A 15,439-nucleotide genomic window follows, 5' to 3' on the forward strand; every position below is an offset into this window, starting at 1 on the left:
CTCGCACCAGCGGCGCAGTACTCTGCGCCCTGGTTTTTACATTGATGATGGAGGACCCATGGGACAACTAGGCTGTGTCCCTTAATTACATAACCTCTGGTAAAACAGGCGGATGCAGCCCAGTTTCAACATTGCCAGATAATTCCTCGCCGTTTTGTCGTAACGTGTCGCAATGCGACGGTATTCTTTCAGACGGCCAAAGCACCGCTCAACAACGTTCCGATTGCGGTAGGCGTCACGATCGAGCTTTGAACGACCATCCACCGCCATTTTTTCAGTGGATTTTCGGGGGATGACAGTTTTTATACCTCTGTTTTTCCGCTCGTTACGTAATACATGCCCGGAGTACGCCTTGTCAGCGAGTACTGCATGACCACGGCGTTTCATACTGCCGTTCTGGCGTTGAACACCAATACCGTCCAAAAGACGTAGTGCAAACTGACTTTCATGAGCCTGACCGGGGCTCAACACGATGTTTAACGGAAGACCACTTCCGTCTGTAGCCAGATGGATTTTGGTGCCAAAACCACCTCGAGAGCGACCCAGCCCATTATCTCCGGTGATATCGGGATGTTTTTTTGAGCACCGGCAGCACATTTCAGCGCCCTGATATTGCTACCATCCAGCGCAGCCGCTGACCAGTCCACGAGGCCATGGGCATCAAGTGATGAAAGTAAATTATTGAAAATAATGTTAATGACTCCCGATTTTGACCATCGGTTAAAGCGGTTATAAACGGTTTTCCATGGGCCGTATCGCTCAGGTAAATCACGCCATGGGGCACCAGAGTGCATATTCGCATCGTGATCGATCAGTGATTCGCATGACAATCGATCACGATTTCGCATCTAAGGTCGATCACTGATTCGCGTCGTATCGATCACTCCGGGACTTAACTCTTCTAACCTCCTCTCCGTTCGCAGTTTCTACTGAAATGGAGATAACGATGGCCAGAAAGAGAAAAAGCAGGAGTCCCATGGAGACTTGTCTTCAGATCTTCAAACTCAAATTTGAGTGCAACCAGTCTAATCGCACCATCGCCGCTGCTCTTAGGGTCAGCCCTTCCACAGTTTATGAGGTGCTCTCCCGTTTTACCGCCGCATCGCTGTCGTGGCCATTGCCTGATGCGCTCTTGCCAGAAAAACTGGAAAAGATGCTGTTCCCCACCCGCAGAATGCGCACCTCGGAGCTTATCGCGCCAGACTGGCTGTATATCGATACCGAGCTAAGACGGCCAGGGGTTACCAGGCAGCTGTTGTGGATAGAATACAGCACCGAAACCGGAGAAATGGCGCTGGGCTACTCTCAGTTCTGCCGTTGTTATCGCCAATGGAAGAAATGCCAGAAACGCTCGATGCGCCAGACCCACCGTGCCGGTGAGAAGCTGTTCATCGACTTCTGCGGGCCCACGGTGCCGGTATCCGACCCCGATACGGGAAATGTGCGCCGGGTCGCCATCTTCGTCGCTGTCATGGGAGCGTCAAATTATACCTATGCAGAAGCCTGCCCCGGTCAGGACATGATGAGCTGGCTGAATGCTAACAGCCACTGCCTGACCTTCCTCGGCGGCGTTCCAGCCCTGCTGGTACCCGATAATCTGCGTAGCGCGGTGAGCAAAGCAGATCGCTACGAGCCGGTCATCAACGACAGCTATCAGTCTTTGGCCTCGCATTACAGCACGGTAGTGATGCCAGCCAGACCCTACAAACCGAAAGACAAGGCCAAAGTGGAAAACGGCGTCCTGCTGGTCGAAAGGTGGCTCCTGGCGCGAATACGCAATGAAACCTTCCATACGATGCATGCGCTCAACGTCAGGCTCAGTGAGCTGATGACCGAGCTGAATAACCGGCCAATGAAAGGTTATGGGGGCCAGAGCCGAGCGCAGCGCTTTGCGCTGCTCGATGCGCCGTGCCTGCAGCCGTTGCCAGCCATGCCCTATGAATACACCGAATACCGTGCGGTGAAGGTCGCTCCTGACTATCACGTCGAATACGACCGCCACTGGTACTCCGTTCCCCATGAGCTGGTTGGTGAAAGGCTGTCGGTAAAAGCGGGTCAGACGTTGGTCCAGGTCTGGCATAAGGGCCGCTGCGTGGCTCAGCACCCTCGCAGCGATCGGCAGTACAGCCACAGCACGAATCCGGCACACATGCCGGTCAATCACCGCGGGCACAGCAGCTGGACACCTGAAAAGCTGCTGGATAATGCCGCGAGAACCGGCAAGGCGACCCGGCAGGTGGTGGAAGCGATGCTAAACGCGAAGAATCATCCTGAGCAGGCTTATCGGGCTGTTCTCGGCCTACTGTCGCTCCAGAAAAAATACGGTGCCGAACGGCTGGAAAAAGCCTGTGACAAGGCCTGCGGGCTGAACCATCCGGAAAGGCGTTTTATCGAGAATCTGCTGCGTCACAACAGGGAGGGCATCGGAGAAACAGTTAAAGGAAATAGAGAGTTACAGCTTCCACTGGAGCACGAGAATCTGCGTGGTCCAAAATATTACCACTGAAAAAGGGAGTCGTTATGACTGATGACCTGCTAACCAAACTTAGAACGCTGAAGCTGTCGGCAATGGCCGATGGCATGATACGCCAGCGTGAGGCACCTGGTACATACAATGAGCTGGGGTTCGCAGAACGCCTGGGGTTACTTGTCGAAGAAGAGCTACTGAATCGTGAAAACAGCCGTGTTGGGCGGTTGAGAAAGCAGGCACGGTTGCGCCACGGTGCAACCCCTGAGGGTATGTACTATCCGGTCTCCCGAGGGTTAAAGGCCGAACAGATGCGCGAGCTTCTGAACGGGCATTACATCACCCACAGCAAGAATATCCTGATAACAGGGCCAACTGGCAGCGGAAAAAGCTGGGTAGGTTATGCCCTGGGCGAGCAGGCGTGCCGGCAAAAGAGAAGCGTTCAATACTGGCGCATGGGTCGGCTGCTGGATCAGCTTGAGCAGGGCCGACTGGACGGCAGCTGGCTTAAGCAACTGAAACAGCTTCAAAAAATAGAGTTTCTTATCTTGGACGACCTTGGTCTTGAAGTTATCACAACGCGGCAATGCAATGACTTGCTGGAAATAACGGAAGAGCGATATGGGCAAACCAGCACGATCCTTATCAGCCAGTTGCCGGTGGAGCAATGGTACGGAGTGATGGAAAACCCGACGGCGGCAGATGCCTTCCTGGATCGGCTGATCCACAACTCTCACAGAGTGGAGCTTCAGGGAGAATCATTAAGGAAAAATAGCCTGGCAGTGGAAAGCGCAGAAGAAACACGCTAAAACGATAAAAAAGTTAGGTTCCCGGGTGATCGATTACGATGCGAAAACGTGATCGACCTTAGATGCGAATCGATGATCGATCGCATGCGAATACGCAACCAGAGCAGAGCACACAGAACATGCCATTGATAATAATGTGTATTAGTCGCGACTTGCTCTGACACTGGACCTTGAAAGGTTGAGAGTTACCGGTTTTGATATGGGTGTCGAATGCTTATACAAAACACGAGGTAACTCTCATGCTTCATACTAACAATCCCATCATCAAACACAAAGCCGGCCTGCTCAATCTCGCCGAAGAACTCGGTAACGTATCAAAAGCCTGTAAAATCATGGGTGTGTCACGCGACACGTTTTATCGCTATCAGGAACTGGCGGCAGAAGGCGGCATTGACGCTCTGGTTAACCAAAACCGCCGGGTTCCCAACCTGAAAAACCGTGCTGATGAAGCCACTGAACGTGCGGTTGTTGATTACGCCATTGAGTTCCCGGCTCATGGCCAGCACCGGACCAGTAATGAGCTGCGTAAAAAAGGCGTCTTCATTTCTGGCAGCGGTGTGCGCTCCATCTGGCAACGACACGATCTGGAAAACTTTCGTAAGCGCCTGAAGGCACTTGAGGAAAAAGTTGCCAGAGAAGGCATCGTACTTACTGATGCTCAAATCGCTGCACTGGAGAAGAAGGCGCACGACGACGAAGCCTGTGGTGAAATAGAGACTGCTCACCCGGGTTATCTGGGGTCGCAGGACACCTTCTACGTGGGTAATCTGAAAGGTGTTGGCCGTATCTACCAGCAGACGTTCGTGGATACGTACTCGAAAGTGGCGCACTGCAAGCTTTACACGAGTAAAGCACCGATCTCTGCCGCCGACCTGCTCAATGATCGCGTGCTGCCGTTCTACGAAGCTCAGGGGCTGCCAATGCTAAGAATACTGACGGACAGGGGGACGGAGTACTGCGGTAAAGTGGAACAACATGACTATCAGCTGTACTTGGCTATCAACGATATAGACCATACGAAAACGAAAGCGATGTCTCCGCAGACAAACGGTATCTGCGAGCGCTTCCATAAAACTATTTTGCAGGATTTTTATCAGGTTGCGTTCCGTAAGACGTTATACGAGGACCTAGAAAGTCTACAAAAGGATCTGGACAACTGGTTGTGGCATTACAATAATGAGCGAACTCATCAGGGTAAAATGTGCTGCGGGCGTACGCCAATGGCCACGTTACTTGATGGTAAACGAGTCTGGGCAGAAAAAAATCTGAACCAGATTTAATCTGACAGACACCTGTATAAATAACCGGTAACTGTCAGATCAGGTCTGAGCTAATACAAATAATGCGATGCTCAGCCCATGGGCGTCCGGCCTGTGGTGTTGCTGGTTCAGCAGGGAGTAAGGGCTGGATGATAGCCCATGCTTCATCGGGATGGTCGTAGCGAGCCATAGTTCAAAATGATGTATAAACAAACAGTTAGTATAACTCATGGGATTAAGGGACACAGCCTAATCGATGGCGTATGGCACGATACCTGGTATGACACCAGTAAGACAGGCGGTCACTTCAAACGTACCACTGCACAGTTTCGCCACTGGATAACCCCGGATGGCACACCGGGCGTCACGGGCGAAGGAGGCTTCGAGGCCCAAGCCAATTGCTACCACCTCTATGTTTCGCTCGCCTGCCCCTGGGCGCACCGCACCTTGATCATGCGCCAGCTAAAAGGGTTGCAGGAACACATCGGTGTGTCCGTAGTGCATCCCTTGATGCTGGATCATGGCTGGACTTTTGGCATCGATTTTCCTGACACCACCGGTGACTCGCTCTATCAGCACGAATTTCTCTATCAACTCTACCTGCATGCCAACGCCGATTACAGCGGACGCGTTACCGTTCCGGTATTGTGGGACAAAACACGCCATACCATCGTCAGTAATGAATCCGCCGATATTATCCGCATGTTCAATTCGGCGTTTGATGACATTGGTGCAACGCCCGGCGATTACTACCCGGAGGCGCTGCGCACACAGATTGATGCGTTAAACGAGTGGATTTACCCCACCATCAATAACGGCGTGTACAAGGCGGGGTTTGCTACCTAGCAGGACGCCTATGATGAAGCGGTCAATGGCGTATTTGAGGCATTGGATTCGCTGGAAGTCCGTCTGGCGCAGCAGCGTTACCTTACAGGCAACGCATTGACTGAAGCGGATATTCGTCTGTGGACCACGTTACTGCGTTTCGATCTGGTTTATCATACCCATTTCAAGTGTGACAAGCGTCGGCTGGCTGACTACCCGAATCTGTTCGGTTTCCTGCGTGATATTTACCAAATCCCTGGTATTGCAGATACCGTCAACATCCCGCATATCCGTCATCACTACTACCGCAGCCACGGTACGATCAATCCGCACGGCATTATTTCCATCGGGCCAGAAAACGACCTGAGCGCACCGCACGGGCACGACAGGTTTAATCAGCGGACGGATTAATCAGCAAACGACAGGTGCAAGCATCACATCACGCCTGGTTCAGCACTTTGGGCAATTCGCGCAAGAACCAGGATTTTGCTTCGCCCATGCTGTCACGACGCCATGCCATGATGATCTGGCTCTCCATCGAATATTCTGGGCTGACAACGCGCAAACGCCCTTCAGCAATATCCTGGGGCGACCATGGGGTAAGGCATGGTGGCAACGCCCAATCCCGCCAACAGCGCGCGACGTTTATCATCAATAGAACTCACCGTTAAACGCTGCTGCTTATCCAACAGCTGCACGGTCAATACCGGGCGTTCGCGCGCGGTGTCCGCCACGGCAATCCCACGATATTTAATGCGTGTCACATCCGACAGCGGCTCAGGCTCCTTATTAATAGGGTGATCCGGGCTGGCGACGTAAACGTTGTTCATGGTGTACAGCTTGCGCGTATTCACTTCGGAAGAGGCGCGAAAGTGCATATCAGGGGCAATCACGATATCGGCCCGCCCCTGCTCTAAAGGCTCCCAGGCACCGGCCAGCACCTCGGTCAGCAATGACACCTGGGTATTGGCTTTCAGCGCCAGCTTATCCAGCAGAGGAAACAGTTTCTCAGTAGGGATCAGCGCTTCAACAACGATAGTGATATGGGTTTCCCAGCCGCGCGCCAGCGCTTCCGCATCGGTGGTCAGTTTATCGGCGGCTTCAAGCAGAATTCTTCCCCGCTCGAGCAACATACGCCCCACATTGGTAAATTTAGTGCGGTGACCTGAGCGATCAAAAAGCACGATGTCGAGCTCTTCTTCCAGCTTCTGCATAGTGTAGCTCAGCGCCGACGGCACGCGCCCCAGCTCATCAGCCGCCGCCGCAAAGCTGCCTCGGCGATCAATGGCATCCATCACTCGCAGCGCTTCCAGCGTTAATGCCCGTTCTTTTGCCATTTATTCACTCATTCAGGAATTTTGAATATACCCACCAGATTAACTGGCTAACAATCCAACGTCCACATAATTACTATTTGTTTAGTCTAATTTTTGAGGTGCAGAACCATGATCATATGCAGAACAGCGGAACAGTGCGGTCAAGCTGACTACGGCTGGCTGCAAGCGCGCTACACCTTCTCCTTCGGCCATTATTTCGATCCCGAGCTGCTAGGCTTTGCCTCACTGCGCGTGTTGAACCAGGAAGTGCTTAAGCCAGGCTCTGCGTTTCAGCCACGTACTTACCCGCAGGTCGATATTTTAAATATTCTGCTGCAAGGTGAAGCTGAATATCGCGACAGCAACGGGTGTCATATCCGCGCAAAAGCGGGCGACGTTCTGTTATTGGCCGCGCAGCCTGCGGTAAGCTACAGCGAGCACAGCATCAGCGATACAAAGCCGCTGACACGTTTGCAACTGTGGTTCAATGCCTGCCCGTCACGGGAAAACAGCGCACTGCAACGGCTTGCGCTGTGCGATGTTAAAGTCAAACTGCTCGCCTCACCGGAAGGTGAAAATGGCAGCCTGCAACTTCGCCAGCAGGTTTGGGTCACCTCGTTATACACATCTCTGTTCGTGCCTGAGCGCGCGTAGCGTTTCGGCGGCCGTCATGACTTTCTGCAAGACTTTCCTGATAGTTTTTGCGCCTGGTTCACCGTCGCCTTTTCGAGCAAGAATGCCTCCGAGTTGCGCAACTAAGCGCAATACTTCGTTTAGCTTAGGGCGGCCCTTGGGCATACGCTTGTTCATCAGTAGGTAAGCGCCATGAGTCTCGTCGGAATCAAAGAACAACATTGCGTCCAGCTCTGGACAGGTTCGTCCCATACGCATTAAATAGGCGATGCGCCATGCCACGATCATGAACAGCGCCAATGCCCGCTCAATGCGATCCACGGTCGATAACTGTAACGCTTCGACACAGCAGCCGTTCTTCAGCACATTGAAGAACATCTCGATTTCCCATCTAGCCCGATACCAGTCGATCAGCTCCACGATATCTTCTCGTCCTTCAGGTACGCGATTGCTCAGCAACCGCCACTCGACCGGCTTCACGCCTGCTGGCGGCTCAATTTCCTTGGCTATCACACAAGTCACTGCCAACCCGCAACGCAGCGACACTCGCTTCACGCGCAGCGCCTGTTTCACCGTACGCGCCTTCTGCCCCGCGCGAGCCGCCATAACGAATTGGATTTATCCCACCGGCACGGTCTTTCCAACCTTCTGCCAAAGCTTCTCATTACAGTCCAGACTGCGATTATGAGTCGAGCGGATCAACCAGTCAGCCGGAGTGCCAAGGTCATCAGCGAGCTGCATCAACGCCTTGATATCCGCTTCGCGATCGGCTAAGTACACCAGACGTGTGTTTGGCAACTCCGAGGCGAGTTCAGCAACTCGCTCGTATCCCTCGAGCCAGCGCGTACTCTCCTTGAGCCCATCGCGTTTTCCGTCTGCATCCTTCGGCTCTCTTGCCCACATCCACGCATCCAGTACGCCCAACCCCACGCGATCCGGACTGACCGCGTAGGTCGGATGCAGGTACAGACCACGCCTGGCTTCGTAGTTCAAGGGACCCAAGCCTTGGATTTGCTGCCCGTTGAAGTCAAGCTCGGTAGTGTCTTGGATACACAGCACAACCTCGTGTTCTCGGATCCTTTCCTGCGTACGCTGCCAGTGAGGTTGCAGAATGTCTCTCCATTCGAATGCTTGGTTCTCCATGAAGCGGTAAGCACCCAGCGTCTCAGACCATCCGAGGCACGCATGCGGAATGCTGGCTTGCGGATTCTCAGCCAGCCGTATCAAAAGCCCTTTGGCGCGCTTATTGAGCCTCGTGTCACCAAGATTTACCCCTTCCAGTTCTTGGTGTGCCCAGCCATCTGAATCCCGTGTCATTTTTCAGCGCCGTAAATGGCGATAGTACACGTCGGTTTCACTTCATTTACAACCCCACCGGCTGCCTATTTCAGCCCGCTAACCCTTGGCATATAAGGCGTTGCGGACTTGTGTATAACGAGGTGGGGTTATCTCGGTGGTTGCGGCAAGCAGTGTTGGTGTACTTATCGTTTCATCCTCTTATTCTCTGATTGTTGTCAAAGTGGCAGGGGCTTCGTATCTCTCCTATCTGGGTGTTAAATTGTATAAATCGGCACCTAAATAACTGTTCCGAATAGTAGATCACCTGAAGGGAACTCAGTCCGAGTTGAGCGATCTGATCAATCGATAAAGATCCCAAATCATCAACCGGACTGAGCGATGTCGAGCATAGCACCGATACCCCGTAACGAACGACGCCTGATGAAGAAAACTCTCCATAAAACGCGTGACAAGAATCACGCCCGCAGGCTGACCGCCATCCTGATGTTGCACCGGGGCGAGCGCGTGAGCGATGTCGCCAGAATGCTTTGCTGCGCCCGTTCGTCAATCGGCAGATGGATTAACTGGCTCACCCTGTACGGCATTGAAGGCCTCAAATCTCTGCCGCCCGGTCGTGGCCGTCGCTGGCCGTTTGAACAGATCTGCGCACTGTTAATCCAGCTCGTAAAGCGTTCCCCTCATGATTTTGGCTATCAGCGTTCGCGCTGGAGCACGGAACTGCTAGCGATAAAAATCAATGAGATAACCGGTTGCCAGTTGCATGCTTCCACGGTGCGCCGTTGGCTGCCTTCTGCCGGTCTGGTGTGGCGACGCGCAGCTCCTACGCTGCGTATCCGCGACCCGCATAAGGAAGAAAAAATGGAGGCCATCGCGATGGCGCTGGAACAATGCAGCGCGGAACATCCCGTCTTTTACGAAGACGAAGTGGATATTCATCTGAATCCCAAAATTGGCGCGGACTGGCAGGTTCGCGGGAAGCAGAAACGCATCGTGACGCCGGGCCAGAACGAGAAATATTATCTGGCGGGTGCATTACACAGCGGGACGGGAAAAGTCAGCTATGTTGGAGGAAACAGTAAAAGTTCGTGTTTGTTTATCAGTATGTTAGAGCATCTGAGAGCAACGTACAGACGGGCAAAAACGCTCACGCTGATAGTTGATAACTACATTATTCACAAAAGCCGGGAGACGCAGCGCTGGCTGGAAGAAAACCCGAAATTCAGGGTTATTTATCAGCCGGTGTACTCACCATGGGTAAATCATGTAGAGCGGTTATGGCAGGCGTTGCATGAAACCATTACCCGCAATCATCAATGCTGTTCAATGTGGCAGTGACTGAACAAGGTTCGCCGCTTCATGGAAACCGTCAGCCCATTTCCCAGTGGAAAACATGGACAGGCAAAAGTGTAGCGGTATTAGGAACAGCTATTTAGGTTAGTAGATAAAAATCGGATGGTGAATATCAATGAAATGCCATCTACGATCGCCAGATTCCGACAGGGCTTAATGAGATGGTCACCCCCACTCTGTGAGCGGTACGCTGGCAGGGTGTTTTTCTTTCAGGAGAGGCCATCATGGAAAACGTTACTCTTATTGGTATCGATCTCGGTAAACATTCTTTTCATATTCATTGCCAGGATAAGTCAGGTAAAGCGCTTCTGCGTAAGAAGTTTACGCGCACAAAGCTAATGCCGTTTTTGGCGACGTGCCCGCCCTCGGTTGTTGTTATGCAAGCTTGTGCCGGTGCACACTTTATGGCGCGGCGTATCAATGATAGCGGCCATGAAGCAAAACTTATCTCTCCGCAATTTGTGCGCCCGTTTGTCAAGGGCAATAAAAATGATTTTGTTGATGCAGAGGCGATATGTGAAGCCGCATCCCGGCCGTCAATGCGTTTTGTTCAGCCGAAAACGGAGGTTCAGCAGGCGATGCGAGCACTGCATCGGGTCAGGGAATCTCTTATCAGAGATAAAGTAAAAACCACTAACCAGATCCACGGTTTTCTGCTGGAGTTTGGGATAAGCCTGCCAATCGGCGAGGCGGTAATAAAGCGACTGTCTCTGGTGCTGGCTGAGCACGAAATCCCCGCATACCTGAGCCGTTTGCTGATGAAGTTACATGCCCACTATCTTTACCTTGTCGAGCAAATAACAGCGCTGGAATCAGAATTAAATCAGTCAATCAAAGCTGATGATACGGCTTTGTTGAATAAACAGATTTTATGCTACCAGCCCAGTAAAACGATTGTTTCCAGCAACGTAAAATCATGCAGTTAAGCATCATGAGAAAACGGAATGCCTGAGGTGATAAGCATTTTCTACCAAAATAGGCATAGTAAAACAGCACGATTCCCTATTATTCAACAAGGCCGATGATACTGCACAGCGAATTATGACAATTCCAGGCGTCGGTCCGATTACTGCCAGCTTACTTTCATCACAGTTCGGCGATGGAAAACAATTTTCATGTAGCAGGGATTTTGCGGCTTCCACAGGGTTTGTACCGCGACAATACAGCACAGGAGGCAAACCGACTCTGCTGGGGATAAGCAAACGAGGTGATAAAAATTTACGCAAACTTCTGGTTCAATGTGCCCGCTCGTTCATGATGCGACTTGAATATCAGCAGGGCAGGCTTGCTGAATGGGTTCGGGGGCAACTCGATAACAAACATTCAAATATTGTCGCCTGTGCTCTGGCAAACAAACTGGCGCGAATAGCCTGGTCAATCACAACTAATCACAATGAATATCAGGCCTGATGTTATGTAGAACTAAATCAACAGACTGATTATTAAGTAATTAAACAGCAGTTACCTATCTGGTTTTGCGAAGACTGATTATTGATGACATGAAAGGCATATCGGCCTGCTGAAAAACCTGAGGACAAAAATGGCTCACTGAAGCCGAGGGCTTTTTCAGGTTCACCAGGCGCGGAACTCATCGAGGCGCGGGCATCTCGCCCACAGAGACGCCGGATAGATTGAAGCAAGCCCACCATTAGTCAAAAATCAGTGTTGCAAAAATGGGGGGTGACCATAGATTGCTTTTGCTGTTAAACCCTAAGCCGATTGTTTTCTTTATGGCCCTGTTTCCTCAATTTATTACTAGGCTGTGTCCCTTAATCCCATGAGTTATACTAACTGTTTGTTTCTAGATCATTTTGAACTATCGCTCGCTACGACCTTCCCGATGAAGCATGGGCTATCATCCAGCCCTTACTCCCTGCTGAACCAGCAACACCACAGACCGGACGCCCATGGGCTGAGCATCGCATGATTATCAATGGCATGTTCTGGGGGCTGTGCTCTGGTGCCCCATGGCGTGATTTACCTGAGCGATACGGCCCATGGAAAACCGTTTATAACCGCTTTAACCGATGGTCAAAATCAGGAGTCATTAACATTATTTTCAATAAGTTACTTTCATCACTTGATGCCCATGGCCTCGTGGACTGGTCAGCGACTGCGCTGGATGGTAGCAATATCAGGGCGCTGAAATGTGCTGCCGGTGCTCAAAAAAACATCCCGATATCACCGGAGATAATGGGCTGGGTCGCTCTCGAGGTGGTTTTGGCACCAAAATCCATATGGCTACAGACGGAAGTGGTCTTCCGTTAAACATCGTGTTGAGCCCCGGTCAGGCTCATGAAAGTCAGTTTGCACTACGTCTTTTGGACGGTATTGGTGTTCAACGCCAGAACGGCAGTATGAAACGCCGTGGTCATGCGGTACTCGCTGACAAGGCGTACTCCGGGCATGTATTACGTAACGAGCTGAAAAACAGAGGTATAAAAACTGTCATCCCCCGAAAATCCACTGAAAAAATGGCGGTGGATGGTCGTTCAAAGCTCGATTGTGACGCCTACCACAATCGGAACGTTGTTGAGCGGTGCTTTGGCCGTCTGAAAGAATACCGTCGCATTGCGACACGTTACGACAAAACGGCGAGGAATTATCTGGCAATGTTGAAACTGGGCTGCATCCGCCTGTTTTACCAGAGTTTATGTAATTAAGGGACACAGCCTAATAACAACTCCTACATTTTTCAATTTCTCGTCCTTTCATTAACCTTTTGTCTATTAGTTATAGTTATTCATTGTATTTATGGTGTTTTTGCCAGCGCAATAAAAAGAGAAATTTCATCTCACCGTCTGTTTTCTATACTCAACAAAGTCGGTGGAGTCATTTTTATGCTTTTCTCTGCCGGATTGTTCATTTCATCGTTGCTGCCGTTCTGGCAGTAGTTAAACGCTGTTGCCAGCCCTGTTTCGAGTCTGGCGATGGTTGAACCTTCGTGCCTAAGGGGCGGGAAATTTGGCCCGCCCATAGGCTAACGTTACGCTTGAGGAATTGGCGGAACCACGCCATCGGGAATCGGGTTCTCAAACGGTGTAACGCTCAATTTCTCGGCCAATTCCGCTTTTGCTTGTGCCACCAGCGCCGGGTTCTGTAGCAAATCCACGGTTAATGACGCCATGGCTTCGGCTGCATAGGCGGTGCCTTTGTGCGCCGCGGGCGCTTTACCCTGCGCTACCAACTGCCAGGAGTGGGCCGGGGTGCCGATGGCGTAGGTGGCGGCACGGATTTGTACAGTAGGAACTACCCAGCTTACCGTACCGACGTCGGTAGAACCGATAAAGCTATCGTCTGGGCTGTAAAGCGGATAGATACCTTCATGCAGCGATTCGCCTGCTTTAGGTTTTACGCCAAAACGCGCGTAGGAATTGGCAATATCTTCTGCACTCATGGCAGTTTGGAATTTGGCGGCAAAAGCGCGATCCGCATCATCGAACTGGATGGGGCCAAGCGCCAGCAGATGTTCATGCATGCGCTGTTCCAACGGTGCGTTACCCAGTAAGTTGGCATCGCCGCTGATCACTTCCCAACTCACTTCTGTTTCGGTCATCAGCGCTGCACCTTGTGCGATTTTCTTCACACGTTTCACTAACTGGTGAAGTTCAGGTAACTGACGCGCCCGTACCAGATAGCGCACCGTTGCGTTGGCCTGAACGACGTTAGGTGCATGACCACCGCTGTCGGTGATGGCGTAGTGCACGCGCGCCGATGACGGCATGTGTTCGCGCATGTAGTTAACGCCAACGTTCATCAACTCTACGGCATCCAGTGCACTGCGTCCCAGATGTGGGCTGCTGGCGGCGTGCGAAGCGCGGCCTTTGAAATAAAAGTTCAGTTCGTTGCAAGCCAGAGAATCCGGGCTGTTAACGCCGGTAAAGGTGGCTGGGTGCCAGCAGATGGCAATATCCACATCGTCAAATACGCCCTTTTTGACCATAAAACCTTTGGAGGAGCCGCCCTCTTCCGCCGGACAACCGTAAAAGCGCACGGTGCCGGATAACTGATGCTGTTGCAGGTAATCTTTTACCGCAGTGGCGGCCTGCAATGCGGCGGTGCCAAGCAAATTGTGGCCGCAGCCGTGACCGTTACCACCCGCATCGATAGGGCAAGGCTCAGCGACGCCCGCTTGCTGGCTCAGGCCCGGCAACGCATCGTATTCACCCAGTAGGGCAATCACCGGTTTACCGGAACCAAATTCGCCCAGCAAGGCGGTTGGCATCCCTGCAATACCCGTTGTCAGGCGAAAACCTTCCTGCTTGAGTACCGCTTCATGCAGTGCAGCAGAGCGGGTTTCTTCATAGTTGAGTTCCGGTACATCCCAGATGCTATCGCTGAGCGCGGTGAACTGCGGATTTTTCGCGGCAATCAGCTCGCGCAGGGCGCTAACGGTGTGTGTGTCTATGGCGGGCAAGGTGTGTTGTTCTGATGGCGAAGTCATGAATCAGGTGCTCCTGCGGTGATGACCGTGAATGCGGTGTGAAATAAAGAAGACGTGGCGTCAATCAGACGCCACGTTCGTGGTTCACATTAGGTTCGCGAGAAGGCGATCAGAGCGGAGTGGTATCCATGCCAAACCATTTTTCACTCAGCTTCTTGATGGTGTCGTCTGCTTTAGCCTGGTCGATGGCTTTATCAAACATGGCTTTCAGCTCAGGATCGCTTTTACGCAGGCCTATGGATGAGCCGCTGCCCAAAATGCCGCCGATAAACTGCGGGCCAGCCATCACGATTTCGCCGTTTGATTTGTCAGCGGTATTTTTCATGTAAGGCGCTGAGCCGATAACCAGATCGACGCGACCTGCTTTCAGATCCAGATCGTGCTCTTGCATGGTTTTGTATTCGCGTACGGTCATCATGCCTTTGAAGTATTTATCCAACAGCGTGCTGGCGATCGAGGCAGACTGAACGCCAATGGTTTTGCCTTTCAGCAGCGGGCGCAATTTTTCAACTTCAGCGATGGCAGTGGCTTCATCTTTCTCATTGAGGGAGAAGCGGGTGCCCAGATCCGGCAGCGATGCCAGCGGGCTGGATTTCAGTACGGCAAAGGTTTGGCCTGCCTGCGTGTAGGGCTGGCTGAAATCGATCACTTCACGGCGCTTCGGCGTGGCAGACATGCCGGAGATGATGGCATCAAACTTACCGGCGTTCAGAGCCGGAATGCTGCTGGCAAACGGCTGCACCATGATCTCGCATTTTACTTTCATGTTGTCGCACAGCACTTTGTTCAGCTCAATTTCCATGCCATCCAGCGTACCGTCTGGCTTGGTGAAGTTGTACGGGTGGTAAGCACCTTCAGTGGCGATGCGCACGGTGCTCCAGGTTTTACCGGCTTCTGCCGCAGCATTGAATGACGTAGAGAGTGCGCCAGCCAGACAAAGCGCATAGGCGGCAGCGAGTTTGGTTTTTATCATTGAGGTATCTCCTGGTGGTTGTCTGTTGTGTTCTTAAGCCTAGCATTGTGTTGATAAACGCAGT

General features: G+C 52.0%; 6 protein-coding genes and 8 pseudogenes. 8 read left to right on the forward strand and 6 right to left on the reverse strand.

Going from position 1 to position 15,439, the window contains the following annotated elements; translation table 11 throughout:
- Window positions 1-81 precede the first annotated feature (81 nt).
- Window positions 82-788: pseudogene (locus ACWWJF_RS06675) on the reverse strand (IS5 family transposase); the annotation flags it as partial.
- 188 nt (window positions 789-976) lie between these two features.
- Here ACWWJF_RS06675 and istA point away from each other — a divergent pair.
- From istA to ACWWJF_RS06690, 3 genes are all read left to right on the forward strand, one after another.
- The gene (istA, locus tag ACWWJF_RS06680; protein ID WP_455868471.1) at window positions 977-2,506 is read left to right on the forward strand and encodes an IS21 family transposase; all 1,530 of its coding nucleotides are present in this window, start codon (window positions 977-979) and stop codon (window positions 2,504-2,506) included.
- A 14-nt stretch (window positions 2,507-2,520) separates the two neighbouring features.
- On the forward strand, window positions 2,521-3,276 hold the full coding sequence (istB, locus tag ACWWJF_RS06685; RefSeq protein ID WP_455869020.1) for an IS21-like element helper ATPase IstB: 756 nt from the start codon (window positions 2,521-2,523) through the stop codon (window positions 3,274-3,276).
- A 239-nt stretch (window positions 3,277-3,515) separates the two neighbouring features.
- Window positions 3,516-4,556 carry an IS481 family transposase gene (locus tag ACWWJF_RS06690; protein WP_455868660.1) on the forward strand — a complete coding sequence of 347 codons (1,041 nt, stop codon included), beginning with the start codon at window positions 3,516-3,518 and terminating at the stop codon, window positions 4,554-4,556.
- Window positions 4,557-4,614: 58 nt separating this feature from the next.
- Here the strand turns inward: ACWWJF_RS06690 and ACWWJF_RS06695 are convergent.
- Window positions 4,615-4,725, reverse strand: a pseudogene (locus ACWWJF_RS06695) (IS5/IS1182 family transposase); the annotation flags it as partial.
- An 11-nt stretch (window positions 4,726-4,736) separates the two neighbouring features.
- Here ACWWJF_RS06695 and ACWWJF_RS06700 point away from each other — a divergent pair.
- Window positions 4,737-5,771 (forward strand): annotated as a pseudogene (locus tag ACWWJF_RS06700) (glutathione S-transferase family protein).
- Window positions 5,772-5,799: 28 nt separating this feature from the next.
- Here the strand turns inward: ACWWJF_RS06700 and ACWWJF_RS06705 are convergent.
- Window positions 5,800-6,697, reverse strand: a pseudogene (locus ACWWJF_RS06705) (LysR family transcriptional regulator).
- A gap of 108 nt (window positions 6,698-6,805) precedes the next feature.
- Between ACWWJF_RS06705 and ACWWJF_RS06710 the strand changes: the two are divergent.
- Window positions 6,806-7,288 (forward strand): annotated as a pseudogene (locus ACWWJF_RS06710) (pirin family protein); the annotation flags it as partial.
- Window positions 7,289-7,294: 6 nt separating this feature from the next.
- On the opposite strand, the pseudogene ACWWJF_RS06715 reads toward ACWWJF_RS06710, so the two are convergent.
- Window positions 7,295-8,626: pseudogene (locus ACWWJF_RS06715) on the reverse strand (IS4 family transposase).
- 360 nt (window positions 8,627-8,986) lie between these two features.
- On the opposite strand from ACWWJF_RS06715, the pseudogene ACWWJF_RS06720 reads away from it, so the two are divergent.
- The 3 genes and pseudogenes from ACWWJF_RS06720 to ACWWJF_RS06730 all read left to right on the forward strand — a co-directional run bounded on the left by ACWWJF_RS06720 (window position 8,987) and on the right by ACWWJF_RS06730 (window position 12,621).
- Window positions 8,987-10,018 (forward strand): annotated as a pseudogene (locus ACWWJF_RS06720) (IS630 family transposase).
- 164 nt (window positions 10,019-10,182) lie between these two features.
- A pseudogene (locus ACWWJF_RS06725) lies at window positions 10,183-11,368 on the forward strand (IS110 family RNA-guided transposase).
- A 408-nt stretch (window positions 11,369-11,776) separates the two neighbouring features.
- A protein-coding gene (locus ACWWJF_RS06730; RefSeq protein WP_455870969.1) for an IS5 family transposase occupies window positions 11,777-12,621 on the forward strand; the annotation gives its coding sequence in 2 pieces (ribosomal slippage) (window positions 11,777-12,122 and window positions 12,122-12,621; 846 coding nt in all).
- Between the two features lie 323 nt (window positions 12,622-12,944).
- Here the strand turns inward: ACWWJF_RS06730 and ACWWJF_RS06735 are convergent.
- Window positions 12,945-14,402, reverse strand: a complete 1,458-nt coding sequence (locus ACWWJF_RS06735; RefSeq protein WP_455869021.1) for a M20 family metallopeptidase — start codon at window positions 14,400-14,402, stop codon at window positions 12,945-12,947.
- A 109-nt stretch (window positions 14,403-14,511) separates the two neighbouring features.
- Window positions 14,512-15,375 carry a transporter substrate-binding domain-containing protein gene (locus tag ACWWJF_RS06740; RefSeq protein WP_455869022.1) on the reverse strand — a complete coding sequence of 288 codons (864 nt, stop codon included), beginning with the start codon at window positions 15,373-15,375 and terminating at the stop codon, window positions 14,512-14,514.
- Between the last annotated feature and the right edge of the window lie 64 nt (window positions 15,376-15,439).

This window comes from Symbiopectobacterium sp. Eva_TO (assembly GCF_053848865.1).